Origin of the sequence: Aerococcus tenax (assembly GCF_003286645.3) — a bacterium.
GTDB classification, from domain to species: Bacteria; Bacillota; Bacilli; order Lactobacillales; family Aerococcaceae; genus Aerococcus; species Aerococcus tenax.
Map to the genome: position 1 here is coordinate 1084476 of NZ_CP127382.2, position 25589 is coordinate 1110064.

22 protein-coding genes and 1 other RNA gene are annotated in these 25589 nt (G+C 40.0%); 6 read left to right on the plus strand and 17 right to left on the minus strand.

Annotated features, from left to right (window positions below; translation table 11 throughout):
* Window positions 1–13: 13 nt before the first annotated feature.
* Window positions 14–1072, minus strand: a complete 1059-nt coding sequence (locus tag DBT50_RS05205; protein ID WP_102722955.1) for a BMP family lipoprotein — start codon at window positions 1070–1072, stop codon at window positions 14–16.
* 265 nt (window positions 1073–1337) lie between these two features.
* Here DBT50_RS05205 and DBT50_RS05210 point away from each other — a divergent pair, with 265 nt between their 5' ends.
* Window positions 1338–2279 carry a 2-keto-3-deoxygluconate permease gene (locus DBT50_RS05210; RefSeq protein WP_102722954.1) on the plus strand — a complete coding sequence of 314 codons (942 nt, stop codon included), beginning with the start codon at window positions 1338–1340 and terminating at the stop codon, window positions 2277–2279.
* Between the two features lie 124 nt (window positions 2280–2403).
* On the opposite strand, the gene DBT50_RS05215 is transcribed toward DBT50_RS05210, so the two are convergent.
* Window positions 2404–2847 carry a Fur family transcriptional regulator gene (locus tag DBT50_RS05215; RefSeq protein ID WP_070560091.1) on the minus strand — a complete coding sequence of 148 codons (444 nt, stop codon included), beginning with the start codon at window positions 2845–2847 and terminating at the stop codon, window positions 2404–2406.
* Between the two features lie 99 nt (window positions 2848–2946).
* On the opposite strand from DBT50_RS05215, the gene DBT50_RS05220 reads away from it, so the two are divergent.
* The gene (locus DBT50_RS05220; protein ID WP_064292496.1) at window positions 2947–3774 is read left to right on the plus strand and encodes a pyruvate, water dikinase regulatory protein; all 828 of its coding nucleotides are present in this window, start codon (window positions 2947–2949) and stop codon (window positions 3772–3774) included.
* 136 nt (window positions 3775–3910) lie between these two features.
* On the opposite strand, the gene DBT50_RS05225 is transcribed toward DBT50_RS05220, so the two are convergent.
* The 4 genes from DBT50_RS05225 to hisS all read right to left on the minus strand — a co-directional run bounded on the left by DBT50_RS05225 (window position 3911) and on the right by hisS (window position 8695).
* Window positions 3911–4525: an RDD family protein gene (locus DBT50_RS05225; protein WP_111853232.1), complete on the minus strand. Its 615-nt coding sequence runs from the start codon at window positions 4523–4525 to the stop codon at window positions 3911–3913.
* A 1-nt stretch (window position 4526) separates the two neighbouring features.
* On the minus strand, window positions 4527–5552 hold the full coding sequence (gene sppA / locus DBT50_RS05230; protein ID WP_111853233.1) for a signal peptide peptidase SppA: 1026 nt from the start codon (window positions 5550–5552) through the stop codon (window positions 4527–4529).
* Window positions 5553–5627: 75 nt separating this feature from the next.
* Entirely contained in the window at window positions 5628–7397 is a 1770-nt protein-coding gene (gene aspS, locus DBT50_RS05235; protein ID WP_111853234.1) for an aspartate--tRNA ligase, read from the minus strand.
* Window positions 7397–8695: a histidine--tRNA ligase gene (gene hisS / locus DBT50_RS05240; RefSeq protein ID WP_111853235.1), complete on the minus strand. Its 1299-nt coding sequence runs from the start codon at window positions 8693–8695 to the stop codon at window positions 7397–7399. The genes aspS and hisS overlap by 1 nt, the downstream gene beginning before the upstream one ends.
* A gap of 441 nt (window positions 8696–9136) precedes the next feature.
* Here hisS and DBT50_RS05245 point away from each other — a divergent pair, with 441 nt between their 5' ends.
* Complete coding sequence (locus DBT50_RS05245) at window positions 9137–10519, plus strand: N-acetylmuramoyl-L-alanine amidase (protein WP_253286044.1); 1383 nt, start codon at window positions 9137–9139, stop codon at window positions 10517–10519.
* Between the two features lie 82 nt (window positions 10520–10601).
* Here the strand turns inward: DBT50_RS05245 and dtd are convergent, their stop codons facing one another.
* From dtd to DBT50_RS05265, 4 genes are all read right to left on the minus strand, one after another.
* Entirely contained in the window at window positions 10602–11048 is a 447-nt protein-coding gene (gene dtd, locus DBT50_RS05250; RefSeq protein ID WP_111853236.1) for a D-aminoacyl-tRNA deacylase, read from the minus strand.
* Window positions 11049–11127: 79 nt separating this feature from the next.
* The gene (locus DBT50_RS05255) at window positions 11128–13374 is read right to left on the minus strand and encodes a RelA/SpoT family protein (RefSeq protein ID WP_111853237.1); all 2247 of its coding nucleotides are present in this window, start codon (window positions 13372–13374) and stop codon (window positions 11128–11130) included.
* Between the two features lie 94 nt (window positions 13375–13468).
* A complete protein-coding gene (prmA, locus tag DBT50_RS05260) occupies window positions 13469–14419 on the minus strand; it encodes a 50S ribosomal protein L11 methyltransferase (protein WP_181566076.1) in 951 nt (316 codons plus the stop codon).
* Between the two features lie 16 nt (window positions 14420–14435).
* On the minus strand, window positions 14436–14933 hold the full coding sequence (locus DBT50_RS05265; RefSeq protein ID WP_111853239.1) for a hypothetical protein: 498 nt from the start codon (window positions 14931–14933) through the stop codon (window positions 14436–14438).
* 219 nt (window positions 14934–15152) lie between these two features.
* On the opposite strand from DBT50_RS05265, the gene gpsB reads away from it, so the two are divergent.
* From gpsB to DBT50_RS05280, 3 genes are all read left to right on the plus strand, one after another.
* Complete coding sequence (gene gpsB / locus DBT50_RS05270) at window positions 15153–15518, plus strand: cell division regulator GpsB (RefSeq protein ID WP_070560071.1); 366 nt, start codon at window positions 15153–15155, stop codon at window positions 15516–15518.
* A 65-nt stretch (window positions 15519–15583) separates the two neighbouring features.
* Window positions 15584–15939: RNase P RNA component class B (gene rnpB, locus DBT50_RS05275), an RNA gene on the plus strand.
* A 103-nt stretch (window positions 15940–16042) separates the two neighbouring features.
* Window positions 16043–17185 carry a THUMP domain-containing class I SAM-dependent RNA methyltransferase gene (locus tag DBT50_RS05280; RefSeq protein WP_111853240.1) on the plus strand — a complete coding sequence of 381 codons (1143 nt, stop codon included), beginning with the start codon at window positions 16043–16045 and terminating at the stop codon, window positions 17183–17185.
* 136 nt (window positions 17186–17321) lie between these two features.
* Here DBT50_RS05280 and DBT50_RS05285 read toward each other — a convergent pair whose 3' ends face one another.
* The 7 genes from DBT50_RS05285 to DBT50_RS05315 all read right to left on the minus strand — a co-directional run bounded on the left by DBT50_RS05285 (window position 17322) and on the right by DBT50_RS05315 (window position 25547).
* Window positions 17322–17846, minus strand: coding sequence for an AmiS/UreI family transporter (locus DBT50_RS05285; protein WP_111853241.1), 525 nt, complete (start codon window positions 17844–17846; stop codon window positions 17322–17324).
* 182 nt (window positions 17847–18028) lie between these two features.
* Window positions 18029–18874, minus strand: a complete 846-nt coding sequence (locus tag DBT50_RS05290; RefSeq protein ID WP_111853242.1) for an inositol monophosphatase family protein — start codon at window positions 18872–18874, stop codon at window positions 18029–18031.
* Window positions 18849–20324 carry an alpha-amylase gene (locus tag DBT50_RS05295; RefSeq protein ID WP_111853243.1) on the minus strand — a complete coding sequence of 492 codons (1476 nt, stop codon included), beginning with the start codon at window positions 20322–20324 and terminating at the stop codon, window positions 18849–18851. The genes DBT50_RS05290 and DBT50_RS05295 overlap by 26 nt, the downstream gene beginning before the upstream one ends.
* Before the next feature lie 173 nt (window positions 20325–20497).
* On the minus strand, window positions 20498–21760 hold the full coding sequence (locus DBT50_RS05300) for a YkvI family membrane protein (RefSeq protein ID WP_111853244.1): 1263 nt from the start codon (window positions 21758–21760) through the stop codon (window positions 20498–20500).
* A gap of 188 nt (window positions 21761–21948) precedes the next feature.
* The gene (locus tag DBT50_RS05305; RefSeq protein WP_111853245.1) at window positions 21949–23766 is read right to left on the minus strand and encodes an FAD-dependent oxidoreductase; all 1818 of its coding nucleotides are present in this window, start codon (window positions 23764–23766) and stop codon (window positions 21949–21951) included.
* Window positions 23767–23880: 114 nt separating this feature from the next.
* Window positions 23881–24765 carry a mechanosensitive ion channel family protein gene (locus DBT50_RS05310; RefSeq protein ID WP_111853246.1) on the minus strand — a complete coding sequence of 295 codons (885 nt, stop codon included), beginning with the start codon at window positions 24763–24765 and terminating at the stop codon, window positions 23881–23883.
* A gap of 137 nt (window positions 24766–24902) precedes the next feature.
* Window positions 24903–25547, minus strand: a complete 645-nt coding sequence (locus DBT50_RS05315) for a TetR family transcriptional regulator (RefSeq protein WP_111853247.1) — start codon at window positions 25545–25547, stop codon at window positions 24903–24905.
* Window positions 25548–25589 lie beyond the last annotated feature (42 nt).

The window sequence follows — 25589 nt, forward strand, 5'->3', positions numbered from 1 at the left end:
GATATTCATCCTTCTATTTTAAATCAGCAAGCTTTTCAGGTACGGTAATTTTGTCGCTCTTGATGCCTTCACGCGCTTCATTAACAGCTGCCTTAGCTTCTTCATCTAAGTTAGTATCCACTAAGTCAACTGCACCTTCTTTAACACCATTAAATTGACTTTGTCCACCAGGGAAGTCTCCTGACATGGATTGGTCAGTAACCTTAGCGATTGTCGTACCGATGAGTTTTAAGGTAGAAGCAAGGGTAAAGTTCCCTTGAGACCATTCTCCTTCACTCGATTGGTCACGGTCACAACCAATAATCCAAAGGCCCTTTTCCCCATTTTCCAAGCGATTGCGGGTTTCAGTAAAGGCACCGTTCCCGGTTTGTCCTGCGGCTGTAAAAATGATATCAATGCCGTTTTGATACATTGAAGAAGAAATTTGTTGACCACGGGCAGCATCGCCAAAGGAATCCGCATATTGAACATCAACCTCAACTTCAGGCTTAGTATCTTTTACCCCTTGTTTAAAACCAGCTTCAAAACGTTCAATGCCTGGAATTTTCATACCGCCAATAAATCCAACTTTATCTTTCTTAGTCGATTTTGCAGCGGCGACACCAGCTAAATAAGCCGATTCGTTATCTTTGAAGGATAATGAAACCACATTAGGCAGATCAACTTGTCCATCGACTAAGCCATAGTGTTGGTCAGGATTGGTTTCTGCTATTTTTTGGATTGGCTCAACCATAAAAGAGCCAATACCAAATACGATATTATAATTATCAGCTGTTGCAGTCGATAAGTTAGGAATGAAATCTGCTTCTGAATGTGATTGATAGAATGAACGCGCATTTTCAGAAAAGCCATGATCCTTGGCCCATTTTTCCATTCCTTCCCAAGCTGACTGGTTGAAGGAGCGGTCATCTATCCCATTCCCATCAGTAACCATGGCAATACGATATTCATCACTAGCTGATTTGTCACTAGTCGAAGATCCACTGGTACCGGCATTTTGACCTTGACAACCAGCAAGCGCTAAACCTGCTAAAGCACCAATAACTAAAGTTTTAACTTTCTTTCCGAACATTTTGCACCTCTCTAATATAAAAAGTTCGTTTTAACTACAAAACAAGTATAACTCAGATTATAGCATAAAACAACATTTTTACGGACGAATTTATAAAAACGTTTAATATAGTTCGCTTTTTACATAATATAAATATCAATACGCTCTTTTATATTATTTAATTGTAAATTTCATTTTTATTATCTTGTAATTAAAAAAAATAGGCTTATAATTGACTTTAATGCGCAATTAAACCTATTTATCATTAGCTATAAGGAGTTATTTAATGTACGATTTTATGAAGAAAGTTCCTGGCGGTCTCTTACTGGTCCCTATGCTTATATCAGCATTATTTTGTACCTTTGCCCCCGGTATTTTTGAAATTGGTGGGGCTACGCAAGCTATCTTTACTGCCGATGGTTTGAATTACATTATCGGATTTGCTTGCCTTTGCTCGGGAGCTTCTATTGATCTCTCTCATTTAAGTGTGGTCTTAAGAAAAGAAGGCGTCCTTATCTTAGTAAAGGTCATCATTAATATTGTTTTAGGACTTTTGTTTATTCAATTCTTTGACATGGATGGGATTTGGGGAATATCAGCCATTGCTTATATTGCTGCTATCGCCTCCACCAATCCTTCTTTATTCTTAGCCTTGGAGAGTGATTATGGGACTAAGGATGACATCAGTGCCTTTGGGTTAGTTGGCTTGTTATGCACCCCAGCTTACCCTATGTTAGTTTTTAGTATTTCTCAAACCACTGCCATTAATTGGACCCCAATTATCTCAACCATTATCCCTGTCATCGTTGGAGCAGTACTAGGCAATTTAGATCCTAAGATGCGGGATTATCTAGCACCTGGAGCAGCAATTACCCTCCCCTTCATGGGCTTTGCTTTTGGGGCTAACATTAATTTAATCGACGCCATCAAAGCAGGACCACAAGGCGTGCTCTTAACCATTCTCTTCTATATTCCTATGGTTCTTATTATGGTCTTAGTTGAACGTTACCTCTTAAAAGAAGATGGGGTCACCTCATTAGCCATGTCTTCAATTGCTGGGATGTCTGTTTCAGTTCCTGCTATTATTGGTGCAGTGATTCCTAGCTATCAAGAATTTGTCGCTCCGGCTACTGCTCAAATTGCTTTTGGGGTAGTTATCAGCTCGATTATTACTCCAATTATTGCCCGCAAACTTTATCGTCCTAAAGAAATGGATCAAACGCCTTAGGCTAAAGTCTCCTAAGAAAAATATCACTACTAGAATTAACTAAAAAACTCAGTCTCCTATCTAATCCTTTCTGCCTTGACTGGCAGAGAATTTGATAAGGAGACTGAGTTTTTCTTATGCTTTATTAAGACTGCTTTTCGCTTTCAGCTAAGCAGTCAGGACAGAGCCCAAAAAGTTGAAAACTATGCCCGTTAATTTCATAGCCAGGAAGCTGTTGGCTATAGTAGGATAAATCACCTAAACGAACGGGAACGGTTTTCCCGCAGTGGTTACATACGAAGTGATGGTGGTGACCTAAGATGGGATCACAATGTTGACGGAATACCATCTCCCCATCAATTTCATTTTCTTCTAATAGATCATAATCAGTAAATAAGCGCAAATTCCTGTAAATCGTATCAAAACTTATATTAGGATGGTCTTTTTTCATGGCTTGTTGGACATCCTTGGCTGATTTAAAATGATTAATATCTTGGTCAAAAACCGCTAACATATCCGCCCGTCTTTGCGTATACTTATAACCTAAATCATTTAATTGGTTCATAGCATTTTTTACAAATTCAGACATAGAGACCCCTCCCAATTTAATTTATTATAGCATGCATTTGCTTTATGGCCATGTTATAATTTGTTTTAAAACATAATGGATGAAATAGGATGTGTAATAATGACTGAAGAAAAACAAATTAAAGATTTTTATTTACTATCTGATGCAGTCGGCCAATTAACAACTGATCTCTTAGATAGTGTAATGGTACAGTTTCCTGATGTTGAAATCAATATAAAGAGCTTTCCTTTCATTCTTCATGAGGACTCGCTAATCCCTGTTCTGGAAGCGGCTAGAGACAATCAAGCCCATGTCGTAGTGAGCTTTGTTAAAGAAGACCTTCACCAAACCGCTGCTCGCTTTTGTCAAGATCATGGGCTTTTTTATTATAACGTCCTTCATCCCATTATTGAACTGATTGGTGAAGAATCTGGCACGCCTTCTACCCAAAAGCCCGGCCAGCGTCATAAATTAAATGACCAATACTATAAACGTATTCAAGCCCTTGAATTTGCGGTTCAAAATGATGATGGGCGTTACCCTAACCGTTTTGAGGAAGCGGATATCGTTCTATTAGGTATTTCGCGTACCAGTAAGACTCCCCTCAGTATCTATCTGGCCTTCCAAGGTTATAAAGTAGCTAATTTACCTTTAGTCCCAGAAGCACAACTCCCTGAAGAAATTTTTAAAATTGAATCCAATAAAATCATCGGCCTCACCAATGATATTAATGTACTAAATAAATTTCGTCGTGAACGCATGCGTAGCTATGGGGTGGATGAATCAGGGCTTTATAGCGCCGATGACCGCATTGAAAAAGAATTAGCCTATGCCAATGAGGTTTATGAGCGTCTGCAATGTCCCATTATCAATGTTGCTGACCGTAGCATTGAAGAAACAGCTACCCTTATTCTTATGTTCATGAACTTCAAGCCTCAACAAAAATAAGGTGACAAATTTTCTAGGCAAATATACTTTGAAAAGAGGTTGCGACCGATACATCGCAACCTCTTTTGTATATTCCCATAAGGAGTTAATTGATGACACACTTGCTAATCACTCTGATTGGCATACTTCCTATAACTTAACTTTTGGAAGGACTAGGATAATTAATTAAGTCCATTTGGCTGAGAGACAGCACCCGTGTGTCGGTAAAAAAGTCGATAAAGTTTTCGCGTTTAGGCGTGAAAACAATAACTAGGGCTAGAATTGGGAACTGGCGCAGGATAACTTTCCCTAAACCTTCACGTATCAGGCAGGTTCCCAATGATAAACGACTTTCATCAGCCTTAACAACTCTTAAGCGACAGAAAAATTTGCCTAAACTTTGTCCATTAAGGAGATAAGTCGACAAGGTAAAATATAAAACCCAGATAAAATTAACCGCTAGGAAATTCACTAAATCGCCTTGTTCAAGTAAGTCTCTACTTAAAAATAGACTGGCAAGTGCTAACAGGATACTTACTAAGGCTTTAATAAATAGATAATCTAAGCAATAGGCCAATAAACGTTGCCAAAAATCTCCATAAACCTGGCGAGGCAATTGATCAACTGACTCAGAATAACTAGGAAAACAAGTGGTCTTATAGCCCTCTTCTGGAGCCGATTTATTTTCTAAGCTACCTTGGTAAAGTTCATCATTTAAGCCAGAAATATCAATATTTTGCTTATTATCTGTTTTTTTCTTTTTACCAAACATCTTATTCACCTCCGTAGAGATAATATGGACGTGGAGCTTGGTCAGTTAGTTCCTTAACCGCTTCAATTTCATTAGCTGGTGTATCTGCTTTCCATAACTTACTCAAAGGAATAGCTTGGCTAAAGCGACGAATTAACCTGCTAAATTGTTGTTGGTCTTCGTCAGTACTTACTAAGTAAACCCGGCCACCTTCTAAATCGTGGTCAGCCTTTAAGGCCTCTAAGGCATCTTGACGGTAACCAATGGCATCAATCAAGTGCTTATCCAAGGCTTGTTGGCCTGAATAAATGCGCCCGTCAGCTAATTTACGGACTTCATCCTCATTCATTCCCCGGCCCTCGGCTACAATTTTTACAAAGCGATCATAGGATTCTTTTAAAATATTATTGATAATTTCCCGGTCTTCATCACTAGGGTCTCTATACATCGATAATAGGTCCTTATGGTCTCCCGATTTAAAGACTTCAGGTTTAATACCATGTTCCTCTAGTAACTTACTGATATTAAAAGTGGAAAGAATGACACCGATTGACCCAGTAGTCGTTTCCGTATCAGCAAAGATCTTATCTGCAGCCATTGAAATCATATATCCCCCGCTAGCGGCCATGGACTTCATGCTGACGTAGATAGGAATTTGGCGACTTTCCTTCAAGTCCTTTAAAGCTCGGTAGAGCTCAACACTCTCGTAAACGGCTCCACCTGGGGAATCAACTTCTAGAAGCAAAGCTTTAACTTTATTATCTTCTTTTATTTTTTTAATAGCAGACAGGGTTCCTTGGTGATCATAGCTTTGATTAGCTGAAAACAAAGAGTTTTGATCTCCCGTATCAGCGATAGTCCCATTGACCTGGAGGACGGCAATTTGAGAATTGCTATCGCCCTCTTCGATGGTTTTATCACTAGCAAAGAATTTATTTGAGATCGCATCATCCAAATCAGCTTCTTTCTCACGCACAGCTGCACTTTGGACACCAAAGAATAGGATTAGTGCGGCCACAATGACAACGATCCAGCTTTTTTTATTCATTTTCCTCACCTTTTCTCTCTGACTAATAGTTACATTTATTTCTTACTTAATCAGGAATTTTCTTGCAAGCAGGAATTAGTCAAGGTCAATTTTAGTCACTTCTAAATTAAGTTCATCCAATTGCTTGTCAGAAACAGGACTTGGAGCATCGGTGAGCACATCCACCGCACGACCATTCTTAGGAAAGGCCATCACTTCACGAATATTGTCTTCTCCGGCTAAGAGCATCACTAAGCGGTCTAAGCCAATCGCTAAACCACCATGAGGAGGGAAACCATAATCCAAAGCATCTAATAAGAAACCAAATTGTTGGTTAGCTTTTTCTTCTGAAAATCCTAAAGCCTTTAGCATAGCTAATTGAACCTCTTTTTGGTGAATACGGATCGAACCTCCACCAATTTCATAACCATTCAAAACAATATCATAGGCTTGAGAATAGACAGATTCAGGTTCACTTTCTAAACGGTCAAGATCTTCTTCATTTGGCATAGTGAAGGGGTGGTGCATGGCAGTATAACGTTTTTCATCAGCATTGTATTCTAATAAAGGCCAGTCAACTACCCATAAGAAATTAAATTGATTCTTATCCATCAAGTCTAATTCACGACCAAATTTTAACCGGACTTCCCCTAATGAAGCGTTAACTACCGAAGCTTGGTCAGCAGAGAAGGCCAAAATGTCCCCTGGTTCAGCATTCATCCGTTCCATTAATGGTTGTGGGTTTTCTTTAAAGAATTTACCAATTGGCCCTGTTAGTCCATCTTCAGTCACTTTAATCCAAGCGATCCCTTTTGAGCCAAATGGTTTGGTGTAAGGGGTCAAGCCATCCAGATCTTTTCTTGAATATTGATCAGCAGCTCCCTTAATATTAATTCCCTTAACAATTCCCCCATTTTCAATGGCCATATTGAAGACCTTAAAATCATATTGGTCAACGATATCTGATAAATCAACCAATTCTAATCCAAAGCGAGTATCAGGTTTATCAGAACCATAGCGGCTCATGGCTTCATCATAAGAAATCACTGGGAAATCTTCTGTCATGTCAAGGCCTTTAACTTGTTTCATGACTGCTTTTAACATGTTTTCGACGATATCCCGAATTTCTTCTTGGCTCAGGAAGCTGGTTTCTAAGTCGACCTGGGTAAATTCAGGTTGGCGGTCCCCACGGAGGTCCTCATCTCTAAAACAACGCACAATTTGATAATAGCGGTCAAAGCCACTGGCCATTAAAAGTTGTTTTAATAATTGTGGTGATTGAGGTAAGGCATAGAATTCACCTGGATGAACCCGGGAAGGTACTAAATAGTCACGCGCCCCTTCTGGAGTTGATTTTGATAAGTAAGGGGTTTCAATATCTAAAAAGCCATCTTGGTCTAAGAATGAACGAATGGCGTGGGTCACTTGAGACCGTAAGCGGATATTATCTTGCATTCTCTGACGGCGTAAGTCGATATAACGGTATTGCATCCGTTTATCTTCATTAACATCGATAGTATCTTCTACAGGGAATGGTGGTGTTTTAGCGCGATTGAGAATGGTCAAATCACTGGCCATCACTTCAATATCCCCATTTTTTATTTTAGGGTTAATTTCCCCTTCTGCCCGAGCGACAACTTGTCCTTGGACTTCGATTACATATTCAGAACGTAATTTTTCTGCCCGATTAAAATGATCGCCCAGGTTGGCTTCATTAAATACCACTTGGACAAAGCCTTCGCGGTCACGCATATCGACAAAGATAACTCCACCTAAGTCACGGCGACGTTGTACCCAACCCTTTAAGGTCACTTCTTGGCCGATCATTTCATTAGAAACGAGGCCACAATAACTTGTTCTTTTCATTAATCATTTCCTTCTTTCATTGCTTCTTTTACCTGGTCAAAGTGTTCAATCACATCATCAATAGCGAAGTGACGCTCTTGACCAGAAGTCATATTCTTCACATTAATATTTTTATCCGCTAGCTCACTTTCACCTAAAGTTAAGGTATAGGCGGCACCATGGCGGTCTGCATCACGAAATTGTTTCTTAGGCTTACGTTGGTTGAGGTCAAATTCAACATTTAAGCCTTGGCGTCTTAAGGCTTGAACAATTTGTAAAGCTTCACTCACAACGCTTTGCCCAATGGTGACCAGATAGATATCGAGAGGATTTTCAACTGCTAAATCTGATTTTTGTGCTTCCAGTAATAAAATCAAGCGTTCCATCCCAATCGCAAAACCGAATCCCGGCACATCTTCCCGACCTTCGGAAAGTTCTTTCACTAATCCGGAATATGAACCCCCACCACAAATGGTAGTTTCCGCACCAAAGACTTCACTATTAGTCATAATTTCAAAAATAGTATCTTGGTAATAGTCGAGACCGCGAACCATATTAGAGTCAATTTGATAAGGAATATTAAGGGCTGCTAATAAGCTTTGGACTTGTTCAAAACGCTCTTTAGAAGCTTCTGATAAATAATCAAGAATGTTGGGCGCATCTTTAACAATTTCCTTATCCTTGGGGTCCTTACTATCAAGCACGCGCAAAGGATTTTGATAAAGACGGGTCTTAGAATCTTCGCTCAGTTCCTCTTCAAAAGGTTTTAAGTAATTAATTAAGGCTTCACGGTAGTCCAAACGCGCTTCATTGTCGCCTAGGGAATTAATCACTAACTTCAAGTCTTTTACTCCAAGAGTTTCAAGAATTTCCCAAGCTAAAGCAATCGTTTCAACATCACTAAGGGCAGTTTTCCCATCAAAAACCTCAACCCCTAACTGATGAAATTGACGTTGCCGGCCACCTTGGGGACGCTCATAACGAAACATGGGACTAATGTAATAGACCTTATAAGGCTTAATGTGTTCAGGGCCATACAGTTTATTTTCAATAAAGGCCCGCACAATGGGTGCTGTTCCTTCAGGTTTCAAAGCAATATGACGGTCACCTTTATCATAGAAATCATACATTTCCTTAGTGACGACGTCAGTTGTTTCTCCTACACCACGAGCAAAAAGATCATAAGATTCAAACATGGGTGTGCGAATTTCATTAAAGCGATATTTGGCCATAATATCTCGGGCTGTTTTTTCAATTGCTTGCCAAATTTCAACTTGACCCGGTAAAATATCCACAGTCCCTTTAGGTTTTTGAATCATATCCTGCCTCCTTTAAATATTTAGTGGTAATAAAAAACGCCCCTATTTCTGTTCAGAAATAAGGACGATGACAATCGTGGTACCACCTTAGTTTAGTAGTCTTACTACCCTTGTCGACTAACGCGCGATAACGGAATAGCTTTGCACTATCCACCTCAGGGGTTGTCTAAAAGTGTACGAAGTGACTCCCAGCAAATATCACTCTCTCTAAACCACACTTATCTAATGCTTTACTTGCATCCCCGTCATAGGTATTCCTTAGTAAGATTACCTAATTGTCTTAAAAATGTCAACTGATTTAATAAGTTTCCGCTGTTTTTATTAGGAATTTTTATTATAATGAATCATATGTATTCTTTCCAACACTTATTATTTATTCGAAAATCTATCATCTCTTAAAAAAGGCTAGACTTAAAAGAAAGTTCTAAGGGGGTTCAACTCTTGTCCAAAAATTCTCCTTCACAAACAAAAGATAAGAAAAAAAATACCTATTTAGTTTTCTCTATTATTATTCTGACCTTATTCATTATTGCTTTTGCCCTGATTTATCACGTTAAAGTCAAGTCGACCAAAGAAGTGACCACTGGTGTCATTAATATGCGAAATGGTCCCGGAATCACCTATGATATCTCCCAGCAAATTGACCAAGGAAGTCAATATCAGGTGCTTGAAGAAAAGCACGACTGGAAGCATATCATCCTTGATAATGGTCAAAGCGGCTGGATTCCCAATTGGTTAGCTAATGATAGCTTAGCTAATAATGAAGAAGAAGCGAAGGCAGGAACAGGATTTATTGCCACGGTTTTATCCGACCAGGTTAATGTTTATCAAGATGATTCCACCAATTCTCAAGTGATTGGCCAAGCCAATGATAATGAAAAATATAATATCCTCTACCAGTCGGGTGATATGATCAATATCCAATACAAGGACGACATTGGCTGGATTCCCCAAAATCAAATTGAAATCACTCCGGGAGTCATTACCCAAGCCCCAGGACGCCAACAGACTAAGGAAGAAAAAGCAGCAACAGACGCTTTCTTAGCTAATTATGACGCCTCAGTGACCGCTACCGCTGCCGGTGTCCATATCCGCAGCCAGGCAAGTAATGACTCAGAAATTATCTATAAGGGTCAAATCCATGAAAAATTTGCCTATCTTGGCCAAGAAGGTGCCTATTACCATGTCAAAGCCCAAGACGGTACGGAAGGTTACCTAGCCAATTGGTTAGCAGAATCGGATTCAACCGCCATGGAAGAGAAGGCAAAATCCCTAGCCAATACCTCAACCATTAAAGGGAAAACCATTGTCTTAGACCCTGGTCACGGGGGGAGTGACCCAGGAGCCATACGCGGTGATAAACAGGAAAAAAATGTCACCCTAAAAACCGCCCAAGTTGTTAAAGGGCTGCTCGAAGATTATGGAGTTAATGTCTTAATGACTCGGGAAGATGATACTTTCGTTGACCTAGCGCCGCGTGCAGACATCTATAATCAAGCCCAAGCGGATGCCTTCATTAGTCTTCACTATGATGCTGCTGAAGAAACGACAGTATCGGGAACCACCGTTTACTACTATGATGACGCTTCTATTCCTTTAAGTGAAAATGTCCAAGCGCAATTGATGGAAAAAATGCCCCTGGCAAGTAATGGCACTCGTTTCGGTAATTTCCAAGTCATTCGTGATTCAAGACCCCCTGCTATTCTGATTGAATTGGGCTACATGAGTAATCCAAATGATGTCAAGGCCTTTAGCCAAGATGAATATTACCAAAAAGTTGCCCAAAGCATTCTCAATGCCTTAATTATTAATTACCAAGAATAAAGTAAATAATGACAGAAAAAAACTCACTCAGGATTTAAAATTCTTGAGTGAGTTTTCATTTTATCGAATAAAATCGTGCAAGTTATTCATCTGAATCTAAGATAATCGTTATCGGACCGTCATTAGTTAATTGAACCTGCATATCTGCTCCAAACTGGCCAGTTTCAACTTCTAAACCATAGCTCTTGCGAAGTTCTTCATTCAGTTGTTGATAGATGGCATCTCCATGGTCTGCTTTAGCCGCATCAATAAAGCTTGGTCGGTTGCCCTTCTTGGTTCTCGCATAGAGGGTAAATTGAGAAATCGATAAGATCTTCCCGCCAACTTGATTAATATCCAAGTTCAATTTATCGTTTTCATCAGCAAAAATTCGCATTTTGGCAATCTTTTTAGCCATATATTTAACGGTCTCTTCAGTATCACTATCATGGACACCCACGAGGAGCACAAAGCCATGGTCAATGTGACCGACTGTTTCGCCATCAATACTTACACTAGCCTCTTTAGCCCGTTGGATAACAATTCGCAAAAAATCTCCCTTTCTATTCAATAAATTTTTATTCACTCAACTATTCTCTCATCGATCACTGACATTTTAAAGACATTCACTAAACCCGTTCAACATCATAAACATCGGGAACATTTTTAATGCGGTCAATAATCTTTTCTAGCTGGTCTAAACTTTGAATAACAATTCTAATGCGTACCTTCAAGTTATTGGTCTTATGATCAACATTTCCGTTGACGTTAGAAATATTGGTTACCAAAGGCGTAATAACCTGCAAGATATCGTTAAGAAAACCGTTACGGTCAAATCCATCGATCATAATTTCTACGGCATAGGAATTATTGTGGGTAGCCGCGTCTTCCCAATAGACTTCAATCAATCGTTGAGATTGAACCTCATTCATATTTTGGATATTTTGACAGTCTTGGCGGTGAATGGTTACCCCCCGTCCCATGGTGATAAAGCCAATAATTTCATCACCTGGTATGGGGTTGCAGCAATGAGCTAGGCGGAAGAGAACATTATCTTCACCTTCCACCACAATTCCATCATTGTGGCGAACGGCCATCCGCTCGGACTTGCCCCCCCGGCTGGATTGACCGTTATTTTTACGCTCCTCTTCTTCTTGGAGGAAATCTTCCAGTTTCGACTGGTGCTCTTCTTTATCACGGCGTTTCCGTTCATTTTCAGTGATCTTATTGGCGACAGCGGAAGCGGATAGTTCACCAAAGCCCACTGCTGCAAATAAGTCGTCGATACTTGAAAAATTAAAGCGTTCCAAACATTTAGCCTGCATATCCTTGTTGAATAATTCATTAAAGGAAAAGTCCATCTCTTTAACGGTTTTAATCACGGCTTCCCGGCCACGTTCAATATTTTCATCACGATCTAATAATTTAAAATGCCGTTTAATCTTATTTTTAGCCCGATTAGTCACCACGAAATTCACCCAGTCCCGACTAGGACCAGCAGAATTCTTAGAGGTTAAGATTTCAACAATATCACCGGTATGTAAGCCATAGTTCAAAGGAACAATCTTTCCGTTAACCTTAGCTCCTACCGTACTATGCCCGACTTCGGTATGGATTTGATAAGCAAAATCCAGTGGGCTGGCGCCTGAGGGTAATTCGCTCACATCACCTTTGGGGGTAAAGACATAGACCTTATCCTTAAAGATATCCTCTTTAACGCTTTCCACAAACTGAGTGGCATCATCCGAATCGTCTTGTAAATCCTCAATTTGATGGAACCACTCTAATTGTTTATCTAAATCGTCAGTTTCTACCTTGTCGGTAACCCCTTTTTTGTAAGCCCAGTGAGCTGCTACCCCATACTCAGCCACCTCATGCATATCAAAGGTTCTAATTTGAATTTCAACAGGTTGGCCATGTTCACCTAAGACCGTGGTATGGAGAGATTGGTAGCCATTGGCCTTAGGCATAGCGATATAGTCCTTGAAGCGTCCAGGTAGAGGCTTCCAGCTGGTATGGACAATGCCTAAGACAGCATAGCAATCCTTTACGCTAGGAACCAAGACACGGATAGCTAGGAGGTCATAAATTTCGTCAAAGGTTTTCTTTTGCTGGTGCATCTTTTTATAGATGGAATAGATATGCTTAGGACGGCCATAGATATCGTATTCGCCATCAATAATGGGCTTGACATATTTATTTAAAACATCAATCGTCGCGTCAATATAAGCTTCCCGTTCTTCTCGTTTTGAGTTCATCAAGTGAACGATCTGGTAATAAGCCTCGGGATTAATATAGCGCAAACAGGTGTCCTCTAGTTCCCATTTGATCTGACTCATCCCTAGACGGTCAGCTAAAGGGGCATAGATATCGAGGGTTTCTTCGGAAATGCTGACTTGCTTTTCAGGACGGTGCCATTTTAAGGTGCGCATATTATGTAAACGGTCAGCCAGTTTGACCACAATTACCCGCAAATCATTGGCCATGGCTAAGAGGAGCTTTTGGTGGTTTTCAGCTAGCTGTTCCTCTTTCGAACGATACTTCACCTTTCCTAACTTCGTCACCCCATCAACCAAAGTGGCAATGGTTTTAGAGAAAAAGTATTCTATATCATCTAAAGTAATACCAGTATCTTCAACCACATCATGCAAGAAACCAGTGGCTACAGTATCCGGGTCCATTTGTAAATCAGCCAGAATACTGGCCACTTGGGTGGGATGGATAAAAAACGGTTCCCCCGATTTACGTTTTTGTCCTTCATGCGCCCTCTCCGCAAAAGCACAGGCTTTTTTTATCATAGCTACTTTATCTTCAGGCATATATTGTTCACATGAAGCGATGACTTCTTCTTTACTTTTGTTTTTAATTTCTGACATAAGAAGCCCTCCATTCTACAAGATCTTTTAGACAGATATCTAAGTATATTATATCCATTATAACGCGCCTGAATGAATGTAGGCAATCATTTACTTACAAACTATTCTTATCCTTATGTTCTCTACCTTTTTTGGCTAAAATCCCATACCAATCCCCTGCCCGCATAATCCAAGGGAGATAGAAATCATTAGCAATTAATGCATCCTTTAGCTTGTCAACTTCAGTATAGTAGATGCCGGATAAGATAAAAGATCCATTATCTTTTAAGTTGTCATAGGCTTGGGGGATGAGCGGCAGGAGAATATCCGCTAAAATATTGGCAGTGATCACATCTACCTGGTCATGGATACCGTTGAGCTTATCGTTAGACTGAACAGTCACCTGATCCATGCCAGCATTGAGGTTGATATTAGCCTTAGCAGTTTCGATAATGCTCTCATCATAGTCATAGGCAGCGACACTTTGAGCCTCTAAGCGTTTTGCCGTAATCGCTAAAATACCTGAACCGGTCCCCACATCAATCACCCGATCACCCTTTTGTAAGACAAGCCCCATTAAATGAATGGCTAACTGGGTCGTGGGATGGTCTCCGGTGCCGAAAGCCATGCCCGGATCCAAATAAATAGCATTGGAATCAGCCTGTTGACTGTCTTTTTCCCAAACCGGAATAATTGATAACCAATGATTGACTTGAATCGGTTGATAATAGTCTTGCCAGTTCGACGCCCATGATTGGTCTTCCAGGCGGTTAATGCTTAGTCCTTGTGAGGACCAAGCAGGATCAAGTGCCTGTAATTTTTCGGCAACCACTTCTTTTAAGGCAGCTTGGTCCGTTTCGGCTGAAAAATAGCCTTTTACAATGGGGGAGTCCCCATATTTTTCTAGGACATCATCGCTTTTAAAGACACCAAAGGCTGAGGGAAGCTTTAAATAATCTTCGATATCTTGGATAGCGACCCCATTAGAACCGAGCGCCATTAAACAATCCGATACCAAGTCAGAGGGAATATTTTGACAATGTATAATTATTTCTAACCAGTCCATAATCTCACTCCTCCCTCTAGAAACAGAGTAAGGAAGCATCGTAACGATTGGCTACCTTCAAGTTATCAATAATGGTTGCTAAGGCTTTAGTGGACCAATGAATTGTCATTTGCTGGCGTACATTAGCTTCTAAGCCCCGTAATTGGTGAGCGGTTTCATTAACAAGTTGGTGAATAAGTTGTAAGCAAGCGTCAATATATGACTTTTCAAAAGCATTAGGCGCTTGATTAGCGGGAATGACAATGTGGTTACTTTGACTATCATTCTTCCTAGCATGTTTGGAAAATGAAAAGCTCAGGGCATAATAATCGAGATCATTATAGTATTGGCCAAAATGATCCTCAAAAGTCACTGGAGCAGTACGGTATTCACCAGCTGGGTTAGCAATAAAAAATTGTAATAATAGTTCGCCTCGCTGGCCATCTTCAATTAGGCGCCAAGGAAAAGCGCTGGGCTCTTTTTCTAGTTGTTCTTGAAGGTACTTTGCTAAGGAATAAAAACGTGTATTTGGCATGTCAATCTCCTTTTTAACTATCCCTTGCTCCCCTATTTAAAATAAAATGTCTATTGATTAGGAAAGCGAATTTTTATAATTAAATTTATTATAACAGTTATTGGTCAATCAAAAAAATTTCTTAATAATTTTCTTAAACCCAAGAGACCCAGTCTTAATAGATCTTCTTTTATGCTATAATGGTTTTATTACAATTATTACTAATTTGAGGTGTCTGGAATGTCTGCTCGTAACTTAACAACCAAAGATATACTACAAAAAGAATTTAAACCAGCCTTGCGTGGCTTTAATACCGAAGAAGTTGACGCGTTTTTAGATTTAATTATTCGTGACTATGAATCCTATGAAAAGGAACTAGCCTTTTTACGCCAAGAAAATAATCGCTTAAAACAAAATATCGAAAGTGAAAGCAAACAGACGAACAACACTAGCAGGAGTTCTAGTCAAGCGGCAACGACTAACTACGATATACTCAAGCGCCTTTCTAAACTGGAAAAAACGGTCTACGGACAAAGCATTCGCAAACAAAATGAGAACTATCAAGAAGACCCTGTTGAAGAAACTCGTATTTACCGTAGCGAATAAAAGTCAACAGAAAACACTAGCAATTTAATCGTATTTACGGTAGAATTCTAGAGTTGAACATTGTAAATTTCGGGTAATCGCGGGTACCCCGAGGTATCTGAGGAAAGTCCATGCTCGCACAAGCTGAGAGGCTTGTAGTGATCGTGCTTAGCGAAACCATAAGCTAAGGCTCAGACGGCGGACAAAAAAGCTAAGGACTTAGTCTAGGCTTGAGTCATCCTGAAAAGTGCCACAGTGACGAAGTTGAATGGGAAACCCTTCAAGTGGAACGCGGTAAACCCCTCGAGCGAGCAACCCAAACATTGGTAGGGGCACTTGACGAATCGGAAATGAACGAATTCGTCGGGGCAGTAATGCAGATAGATGATTACCGATCAAGTAGCTTCCTGATCTACTTGTGAACAGAACATGGCTTATAGAAATTTACATCAGGCAACATAAGAGGCTGGAACAATGTTCCAGCCTTTTTATCATAGCGATTTTCATGTTAAGATGTAACAGACAAATCAAAAAAGGAGACTATTATGAAACAATATTCCTTAATTGCCACCTGCGCTAGCGGGATTGAGGCCTTAGTATCCAAAGAATTAAAAGATCTGGGCTACTCAAGGCAAAATGAGAATGGCAGAGTTCGCTTTCAAGGTGACCTTAGTGATGTTGCTAAGACTAATATTTGGCTAAGAACTGCTGACCGGATAAAAATAGTTATGGGAGAATTTAAAGCGACCACTTTTGACCAACTTTATGAACAGACCAAAGCCATTGCTTGGGAGGATATCCTCCCCCTCGACGCTGAATTCCCCGTTTCAGGGAAATCAGTAAAATCTAAACTCCACCATGTGCCGACTTGCCAGAGTATGGTTAAAAAAGCGATCGTCGATCGCTTGAGTGAGGTCTACCATCGTCGTGGTCATTTACCAGAGACCGGTGCTCGCTACCCCATTGAGATCAGTATTCATAAGGATAAGGCCCTGCTGACCTTGGATAGTTCGGGAACTAGTCTTTTTAAACGAGGTTACCGTCAAGAAAAAGGCGGAGCCCCTCTAAAAGAAACTTTAGCTGCAGCCTTGGTTGATTTAACCACATGGTTTCCGGACCGCCCCCTTTATGATCCGACCACTGGCTCTGGAACCATCGCCATTGAAGCGGCTATGAAAGGGATGAATATTGCACCTGGTCTTAAGCGGTCATTTGTATGCGAGGACTGGGATATTTTTCCTAAAGAAGTCTTTGACCAAGTCAGAGACCAAGCGCGGGCTGCTATTGACCATGAGGTTCAATTAGATATTCTCGCTTGCGATATTGACCATCGCATGATCGAGATCGCTCAGAAAAATGCTGAAGCAGCTGGTGTTAGTCACCAGATCCACTTTAAACAAATGCAATTAGCTGATTTTACTACCCAAAAAAGCTTTGGCATTATTATCTCCAACCCACCCTATGGTGAACGCCTAAATGATGAGGACTATGTCCATGACCTTTATGAAAAGATGGGAGAAATTTACCGACCACTCAAAACTTGGAGTAAGTATATTTTAACCAGTGATGAAAATTTCGAAAGTTACTATGGCCAAAAAGCCACTAAAAAACGTAAGCTCTACAATGGGGCCCTTAAGGTGGACTATTACCAATACTGGGGCGAAAAACGTCCTCGTAACAAAGCATAAAGACTAAAAAAGACTGTCATTACCGCTTTCTCTTCACTTAGTAAGATTGACTAGGTGAATAAGATTGCTAATCACAGTCTTTTTATATGCCATTAATTTTTCTTTTAAAGTCAGGCCATGCCTATTTACCCTAAAACTATAAAGTACTTGGCCAGTTTCCGGTGAGAATGAGCAAGGCTGGAATCCAGCATGTCACTACCCCGGCAAAAATAGTCAAATAATATAACCAATCGCCGTATTTACGACCTAGATTGTGACTAAAATAGTTGGTTGCCCATAGGTAGCCCCACATGATCCAGTTAAAAACATCCCAATAATTACCGCCATTCCCCATCAGGATCCATACAGCAAAGAAAATCGAGTTAAAGGTAACAAATATGGAAAAGTAGCCTAGATTCCTGTTATCCCACTGTTTTATCCGGTTGACACCGTAGGATAAGTAGGTGTAACCAAATAAAAGACCTGAAATCGCTGTATAATAATAGGTGGAGTCTTTTTCAGCAAAAATTCCATGAACACAAATCATGACATTTAGAAAGATATACAAGAGACCAGTAAAAATATTAATCAGTGCGTTGGAATTATCCTCAACCTTATCGAGGTAGTTTAACCCATTAGAAATCAGAACAATTCCAGAAAACATTAATGTTATCCCTGACATTTGGACATTCTCCTTTGCATGTTAATGTATTTATCTTAACTATAGCAATTTGCCAATAACTTTCAATTGATAATTTGCCAGGGACGAACACTCTGATGATATTGTATCTATTGAATCTTTATTTAAAGTATATTTTATTTACTTATTCATTAATTATTGGAGTGGATCATTTAAGGATGATTTTAAATACTATAATTGCCCGTATCTGTATAAGACTGAATGAGGGGCTCAAGCTCATTAAAACAAGCTGGACTAGCGATGATAAAATTAGAGGGCTTAGTGTAATCAGGCATTTGATTAGAAAAATTTGAAAAATGAAGCCCCATCTCCTGAGCCATCAAAATGAAAGGCGCATAATCCCAGGGTCCCCCACCAGGGTTGACAAAGGCGCCATATTGGCCCTTGATTACACTGATTCCATCTAGTGAAGAGCAGCCATAATTTCGGATATCGAAGGCATTATCAGCAATATAATAGAAATAGTCGCGTTTGATATTATGTTGAGGAGAAATACCAATAAGAGAGTCTCTTAGACTAAGATCAGCCACTGGTTCTAAGCGCTTGCCATTACAATACACCCCGTCACCTAAACTGGCAGAGTATAGTTCATCACCAAAGACATCATAAACATAGGCTAGTTTAGCCTGTCCATGGGAAAAATAAGTGATCATCGTGGCGTAATTTTCTTTTTGCTTAACAAAGTTTGCTGTGCCATCAATCGGGTCAATAATCCATAGATGACTAGCCTCGGGATCTACCTCTGTTTGGCCATAAGTTTCTTCACCAATAATGGTCTGATGGCCGGGGAGTTGTTTAATATGGTTTTCAATTAATTTTTGAACAGCTATATCGATTTCAGTGGCTAAGTCACGAAAATCACGTTTTTCTTTGGTTTTGTAGCTGGTATTTTCTTGAATGAGGGCTTTAATTTCAGGGAACCAAGACTTTACTTCTTGGTCTAATTGGTCAATATTCATAGTGATCACTCCTTCATTTTGATAATCATTCGCTAGCTTCGTCTTCTTCATATTTGCTCCAAACAGCAACTCCTCCGGCTGGGCAGGAAAAACAAGCCAGTCCCTTTTCAGAAATGGTAACTGCAGACTGATCCGTATCCTTTGATGAAAAGACGAGTCTCCACTGTTCCTGGGCGTGCTCTTCCCCTACATACATCTCCTTATAGCCGGCCTCCCCGTTAGACATTAATACAGCCAAACCACTAGGATGGTCTTGATCTCCCTGCCTGGTAAAACCGACACAATTAGGATGGTCAAAATAGTTATTTTGTTTGCCATAGGCTTTATCCCGACGTAAGTCTAACAAGGTATCTAACATGGCTTGCATATTTGGGATAGGCTGGTCTCCTTGAATACCGTAATAATCGCCATAGAAAACACAGGGTAAGCCATTTTCATGGAGGAGAATGAGGGCGTAGGCTATAGGCTTAAACCAATCTTCCACCCAAGATTCAAGGGACTGTCCCGGTTGGGAATCGTGGTTATCAACGAAAGAGATGGCCAAGGTCGGGTTATTTTTCAATAAAGTATCTTCCAAAATAGTAGACATATCAAAGTGATCCCAAGAAGTTGATGCTGCATAAAAGTTCTGATGGAGCTTAACATCGAAAAGATCGATATTGAGTTCCGTTTCCTTTAAATAATTTTCTAAATTTTTATAATCTCCCTTCCAATACTCGCCAATAAAGTAGAAATCAGGGAATTCATCAAGTATTTTGTCACATAGACTGTCAATAAAATCATCATCAATATGTTTTAAGGCATCTAAACGAAAGCCGCTAACCCCCGTCTCCTTGATAAACCACAAGGCCCAGTCTAGAACTTCTGCTCTCACTTCAGGATTATCATAATCAATATCTGCATACATTAAATAGTCATAATTACCATTCTCATCATCGACATCTTCATTATCCGACCAACCCTTGTTAAGGCCCTTAATCATAAATATGCCCTTTTGATCCTTGGCTTGGTCATAATCAACCCCCGAAAAGTGGGTCCAATTCCAAGTAAAATCACTGTATTTCCCCTTTCGCCCCGGGAAAGTAAATTTTGTCCAGCCTTCAATGTCGTGGGCTTGGCTGATTTTTCTTTGCCTATTCTTGGGATCAACTTCATAGGCTTGAAATGTTTCCGTTTGATCAGCCCCCGCCTTATGATTTAAAACCACATCAGCTAAGGGGCTAATTTGTTGATCTTTTAAGGCTTGAATGGCAGCTAAATAATCCTTTTTACTGCCGTATTTCGTCCATAAGCTACCTTTCTGATCAAACTCTCCCAGATCATATAAGTCATAGATGCCATAACCTACATCATTCCTTCCAGTTCCCTTACAAGCTGGTGGCATCCACACATGGCTAAAGCCTTTTTCAGCCAAATGACTAGCATCACTGGCTAGGCGTTGCCAATGTTTCCCATCATCAGGAAGCTCCCATTCAAAATACTGCATCATGGTTCCATTCATGTTCTATCCTCATTTCCTTAATAAGCTTAATTACAATATATTCACCTCAATTATACTTAATCTTTTTAAAATCTTAGGATAAAAACCCCTTGTGAAAAAAGAAAGTTTGATAGAAGCTTGAAATTTTTAGTGACCCCTTAAAATATTGTACTCGCTTAATAATGGTTAAGGGCTTATTCCTCCGTGTTATTTTCTTCTTCGTAGATGGTTTTACCTAGCTCTTGAACTTCTGCTTTCAACTGTTTATTTTCAACATTAGATTCATCATACAAGCGCTCCATATGTTTCTTATCGCGAGTATCAAAGTCATATTCCTCATCAATACGATCAATTTCATGTTTTATCAATCGGTCTCTAATTTTATTTTCGCGATGAATTTTACGGTAACGTAATAGCCATTGAATAATTAATAGTGCCATCACAAAAATACCTAAATAACCAATTAAGGGGAAGAGATAGGCCACCAAGGTTTCAAAGCCGATAAATGAAAGAGCAAAGCCAAGGACTACTAAGATAATCATTGCTTTTGAAAAATATTGTGGCTTAGTACGAACAACCCTTTTAGCGAGAGCGTAATAGGTCCCTATAGCTGTGTTATAAATCATACCGAAAATAATCAAGGCCATGAGCGTTCCCAAAAACGGATGAACCTTATTATATAGTTCCAATAAAGGCATAGAACTGTTTGCTACGCTATTAATATTTAAACTAATGGAAAAGAAGGAGGCAAAAAGTAATAAAGTGACTAAGGCTCCCCCGAAGAATCCGCCAACCCCAGCTTGCTTAGGACTATATTGCTCACCTCCGATGACCATAGCCATCGACATGGCTAGCATGAGTGCTAAACAGGAATAATTAATAGTAGAAATAAACCAATTCGGTAAGGTCGTTTCCTGGGCCCAAGAAATAGCCATCGCTTCTTCAAAACTAAGTGGTAGTTGAACAAGGGTATAAATGAGCAGTGCGATTAGAAAAATAATAACAAAGGGTGTTATGGCACCAATCAAGGTGGTCACCTTATCGACGTCCAAATAAGCTGTTGCGATCACCAAAATGGACAAGACTAGGGCTCCGATCCAAATCGGCCAATCGAACTGTTGGTTGAGGTTAGTCCCTGCTCCAGCAATCATCACAAACCCGGTACAAAAGAGATTAAAGTTAATAATAAAGTCAATTACTTTAGAAACAAAGGGAGAAGAAATATTGTTAAAGACCTCACTGTGTTCTTGAGCCTTGTAGTAGGATCCAAATTGAAGGAGAATCACGCCACCCACAATAAATAAAAGCGCTGCAAGGCAGAGACCGACAATTCCCCACTTACCAAAAGAAACAAAATACTGTAACATTTCCTTTCCAGAAGCAAAACCGGCACCGATAATTACTCCTAAATAAGCAAGTCCAATATGGACCATATTTTTAAATTTCTGATTTTGCATTGCTTAATCCTTTCTTCTTTTCGCTTGCTTTCTTTCATTTATTTGATGATTTCTTGCTCGCTATTTTGTTAACCAATCCCTTCTCATTCTAGAAATAAAGGGCAGAAGTAATCGTTCCTTTCCTTAGTCTTAATGGCTATCAGAAAGTAACCATCACTTCTGCCCGTAAAATGTAATAATTAACTGAATTAAGCCTTAGCCATGGCCTGGGCTGCTTTACGCCCCTGGTGAATAATCCCTGAAATTGCCGTACCAGAACCAGGGTAGTAAGGACCAATCCACTCACCGGCATTGAGCCCCGCTGCGTATAAGCCAGGAATCACTTGGCCAAAAACATCCAGTACTTGGCCATCGGTATTAATCTTAAGACCTCCAAGCGAGCCCAGATTACTTGCTGAATTTTGATAAGCATAGTAAGGCGCTTGATCAAGGGCTTGAACGCCAGTTTTTCTTCCATATAGGGGGTCCAAGCCTTCTTGAGCAGAACGGTTCCACTCTTCAATCGTAGCGAGTAAATTCTCATAAGGAATCTCTAGCTTTTGGGCCAAGTCTTCCAAATTATCTCCACTAATCACCAGACCGGATTCTATATCTGCCTGAATATTTTCTTCAGTCCAAGGACTTCCTGGAGCGCCTAAAGCTCCCTGGTTAAAAATCATATAGGTTGGCTTGAATAATTTTTTCTCTTCTTGGAAAATTGACCGGTAGTGATAGGCATATGTTGCATCTTCACAGACGAAACGATCTCCTTGACCATTCACAAAGATCATTGGCAAAGTAGGCACCCGGTTATCCGTTGCGTTACCAGTTTTTCCGCAAAAGTCAATACATCCTCCAAATCCACCTATAGCTGCCCCTACGGACTGGCCTAAGAGAATTCCATCCCCGGTATTGGTTGCTGTTGAAAGACAAGTATTATATTTTAAATCATGATAGTGTTGGGGGCTTAAGTCACGGGCTAAGGCTGGATTATGGTCAATGGAAGCTGTTGCTAAGACAATCCCCTTATTAGCCAGGTAAAACTGTCTTTCTCCTGCCGATTTAGCCAGCAGTCCGACAACTTTTTCCCCTTTATGAACTAAAGAAACTGCAGTAGTATTATACTTAATCTCAGCTCCCGCTGCTAAGGCCGCTTGGAGGAGGTGTTGAGTTAAGACCACCCCTTGACCTCCGGCACCGCCTCCTTCATAGACATGGATACGATCCGCATGGAGGTCTTCTTCAATATAAGGAATATGGCTATGCCCATAAACAGAAGTCCAGTGAATACCTAAACCCTCTAACCACTTGATATTGTCTGGAGCGCCTTGGGCTAAATCTTTAACCAGTTCAGGGTCAACACTCTCTTCTCCTGCCTTTAACCATAACTGATAATGTTTTTCTGTGCTGTCATCAGTAAATTCGGTAAATTCTTTTTGTTGGTCAGTACCAGCAGCCTGTATTACACCGCCTGAATAATTAGTCGTTCCGCCGGCTATGCCTGCTTTTTCACAAATTAAGACCTTAAGGCCCGCTTGACTAGCTTCAACAGCAGCTGCTAGCCCAGCTCCTCCAGCCCCAACCACAATGACATCAAAAGTTTCAGCTGGATCAAGGTCATCACGGTATGGGATGGCTGGCTCTACCGGAGAAGTATTCTTAGGCCCGGATTTCGATTTTTGACTAGCCGACGAAGTTGCATCTATTCCATCCTCAACCTTAGCAAAAATGCTAGGATCTAAGGCATCGGCTTCTGCTATTTTTCCTTGAGCGAGTGCAACCGCTTTTTCAACAGCCGAACGGAAAGCCCGAGTTGAAAAACTGGCTCCAGTTATAGCGTCAACACTACTCGATCCCTTGGCGAGGATATTTTTCTTCATTTGTTCAATTCCTAGGCCACCTACCAGGGCCTGGTCACTATAATTCACATCAAGCGAATCAATTTTTCCTAGCTTTGGATCAATGCCTACTTCTACTTGAATCGGGCCATGGAAGCCCTCCACCACCGCTTTAAATTTATTACTCATAATCACATAACCCTTTCTTTTTTAATAGGAAAATCTTCTTATAGCTAGTGTACCATGAAAGCACTTTCCTACTAAAGCAAACTAAAAACGGCATATGAAAAAACTAGCCTAAGCCTAATTTTCAACCTTAACCACTGGAATAATTGGCACCTCAATGCCTTTATTCATAAAGGTTTGGTAAAGAGCGTTCTGCATCAACATCTTATTTTGACCAATAGCATCATAATTGGTAAAGAATTCAACAAAAACCTTATAGGCGCTATTTCCTACCTCGATACGAATCTTAGGCTTTTTATCTGCACCTAAACTCTCCATTTTTCGTTCAAAGATTTCTAGGGATTCATCGTCACATTTATCCATAAACTTACTGTATTGTTCATAAGCTACCCGAGCGGTAATCTTCATCACTTCTTCAGTATCTTCTTTGAAATCAACTGGTACCATGACATCAACCACGACAAAGGGACTGTCATGATTGTAATTATAGACGGCGTGGTCAAATATCCAACGGTTAGGTACCGAAACATAGCGCCCGGTATAGGAGCGTTTCTCAGTTAACTTGCCGATCTCAGCCAAGTTAATTTGTAAAAAGTCAAAATCGACTACTTCACCAGAAACGCCATTAATATCGATTGCACTCCCTATTCTCAGAGGCGAGCGCACATAAATATAAATATAAGCAACCAAGTCAACGATAATGTCTTTAGACGCTAAAGCCGCAAAACCAACCACGATAATAATCATTACACCGAATAATTCCACTCGGGTAAACCAAATACTTAAAATAAAAAAGCTAATTAAGAGGATCAAAATTAAACGGGTGACCCGGATAAAAGCCTGCGCTGTACTGTCGCGTTTAAATAAGCGGGGTAAAAACCAACCCAAGGCCTTCATAAATAAAAAACCGATTAAAATAAGTCCTAAAGAAATCAAGACATTTTTGACAAATAAATCGGAATCAGATTGGTCACTGTTTAAATAATCTAAGAATTGATGCATGCCCTCACCCTTTAAAGAACAAAAATTAGTCACGCTACTTATGCTTAGTTTAGCATGTATTTATAGATTTGTACCATCCAATCTAGCAGGCCTATTTTACCTGTTCTCCAAGCGAAGAAATGGCTGGACTAAAATATTTACTTGCTTTTGAGGTAGTCCGGTCGTTCAGAGACTTCTAACTGAACATCGTTTAAAATCTTTTGAATTTTTTCTTTAGTAATATATTGACGACTGGCTAGGTCTGAATCTTGAAACATTTCTAGAACCGCCCCAGGCGCATTCCTGAGTTCCCACTGAGTAACCTCGATCATTGGAATCCGCATCTCTTCCTTTACCCAACGACTGATCATCTCCAAACATCCCGCTGAAGCAAAAGAAAAAGCATAGAGGTCTTCAGTAGACACATAGTCACTGCCACTGGCTGCTTGTTTCATTTTAATTAGCCATTGATAAAAGTTATCAAAAATGAAATGTGAAAAGGAATTTTGTCCTACTGTTTTAAAGGCCTCTTGGTAATAAAGAGGATCCTTAGCAACAATATAATAATATTCAGCCACTGACCTGGCATAGAACTCTAAACTCTTCTCATAGGGTGAACTATTCTCAGCCAATTCTCTGACAAAGTAATAATTCATCACATCATACTTATCATGAAAACGGCGGTAAAAAGTCGACCGGGCAACGCCGGCTTCCTTTAATATATCTTCAACAACAATATGATCAAAACCCTTTTCAACCATTAAATAACGAAAAGCATTGGTAATTCGATTCTTAATTTTCATTGACGGACTCTCCCCTCACTTGCCTTTATTTTATAAGTAAGC

Excerpts from the sequence above, each read along its gene's own strand:
- DBT50_RS05205 (WP_102722955.1), bottom strand. The coding sequence starts at position 1,072 with ATGTTCGGAAAGAAAGTTAAAACTTTAGTTATTGGTGCTTTAGCAGGT.
- DBT50_RS05210 (WP_102722954.1), top strand. The coding sequence starts at position 1,338 with ATGTACGATTTTATGAAGAAAGTTCCTGGCGGTCTCTTACTGGTCCCT.
- DBT50_RS05215 (WP_070560091.1), bottom strand. The coding sequence starts at position 2,847 with ATGTCTGAATTTGTAAAAAATGCTATGAACCAATTAAATGATTTAGGT.
- DBT50_RS05220 (WP_064292496.1), top strand. The coding sequence starts at position 2,947 with ATGACTGAAGAAAAACAAATTAAAGATTTTTATTTACTATCTGATGCA.
- DBT50_RS05225 (WP_111853232.1), bottom strand. The coding sequence starts at position 4,525 with ATGTTTGGTAAAAAGAAAAAAACAGATAATAAGCAAAATATTGATATT.
- sppA (WP_111853233.1), bottom strand. The coding sequence starts at position 5,552 with ATGAATAAAAAAAGCTGGATCGTTGTCATTGTGGCCGCACTAATCCTA.
- aspS (WP_111853234.1), bottom strand. The coding sequence starts at position 7,397 with ATGAAAAGAACAAGTTATTGTGGCCTCGTTTCTAATGAAATGATCGGC.
- hisS (WP_111853235.1), bottom strand. The coding sequence starts at position 8,695 with ATGATTCAAAAACCTAAAGGGACTGTGGATATTTTACCGGGTCAAGTT.
- DBT50_RS05255 (WP_111853237.1), bottom strand. The coding sequence starts at position 13,374 with ATGTCAGAAATTAAAAACAAAAGTAAAGAAGAAGTCATCGCTTCATGT.
- prmA (WP_181566076.1), bottom strand. The coding sequence starts at position 14,419 with ATGGACTGGTTAGAAATAATTATACATTGTCAAAATATTCCCTCTGAC.
- DBT50_RS05265 (WP_111853239.1), bottom strand. The coding sequence starts at position 14,933 with ATGCCAAATACACGTTTTTATTCCTTAGCAAAGTACCTTCAAGAACAA.
- gpsB (WP_070560071.1), top strand. The coding sequence starts at position 15,153 with ATGTCTGCTCGTAACTTAACAACCAAAGATATACTACAAAAAGAATTT.
- DBT50_RS05280 (WP_111853240.1), top strand. The coding sequence starts at position 16,043 with ATGAAACAATATTCCTTAATTGCCACCTGCGCTAGCGGGATTGAGGCC.
- DBT50_RS05285 (WP_111853241.1), bottom strand. The coding sequence starts at position 17,846 with ATGTCAGGGATAACATTAATGTTTTCTGGAATTGTTCTGATTTCTAAT.
- DBT50_RS05290 (WP_111853242.1), bottom strand. The coding sequence starts at position 18,874 with ATGAAGAAGACGAAGCTAGCGAATGATTATCAAAATGAAGGAGTGATC.
- DBT50_RS05295 (WP_111853243.1), bottom strand. The coding sequence starts at position 20,324 with ATGAATGGAACCATGATGCAGTATTTTGAATGGGAGCTTCCTGATGAT.
- DBT50_RS05300 (WP_111853244.1), bottom strand. The coding sequence starts at position 21,760 with ATGCAAAATCAGAAATTTAAAAATATGGTCCATATTGGACTTGCTTAT.
- DBT50_RS05305 (WP_111853245.1), bottom strand. The coding sequence starts at position 23,766 with ATGAGTAATAAATTTAAAGCGGTGGTGGAGGGCTTCCATGGCCCGATT.
- DBT50_RS05310 (WP_111853246.1), bottom strand. The coding sequence starts at position 24,765 with ATGCATCAATTCTTAGATTATTTAAACAGTGACCAATCTGATTCCGAT.
- DBT50_RS05315 (WP_111853247.1), bottom strand. The coding sequence starts at position 25,547 with ATGAAAATTAAGAATCGAATTACCAATGCTTTTCGTTATTTAATGGTT.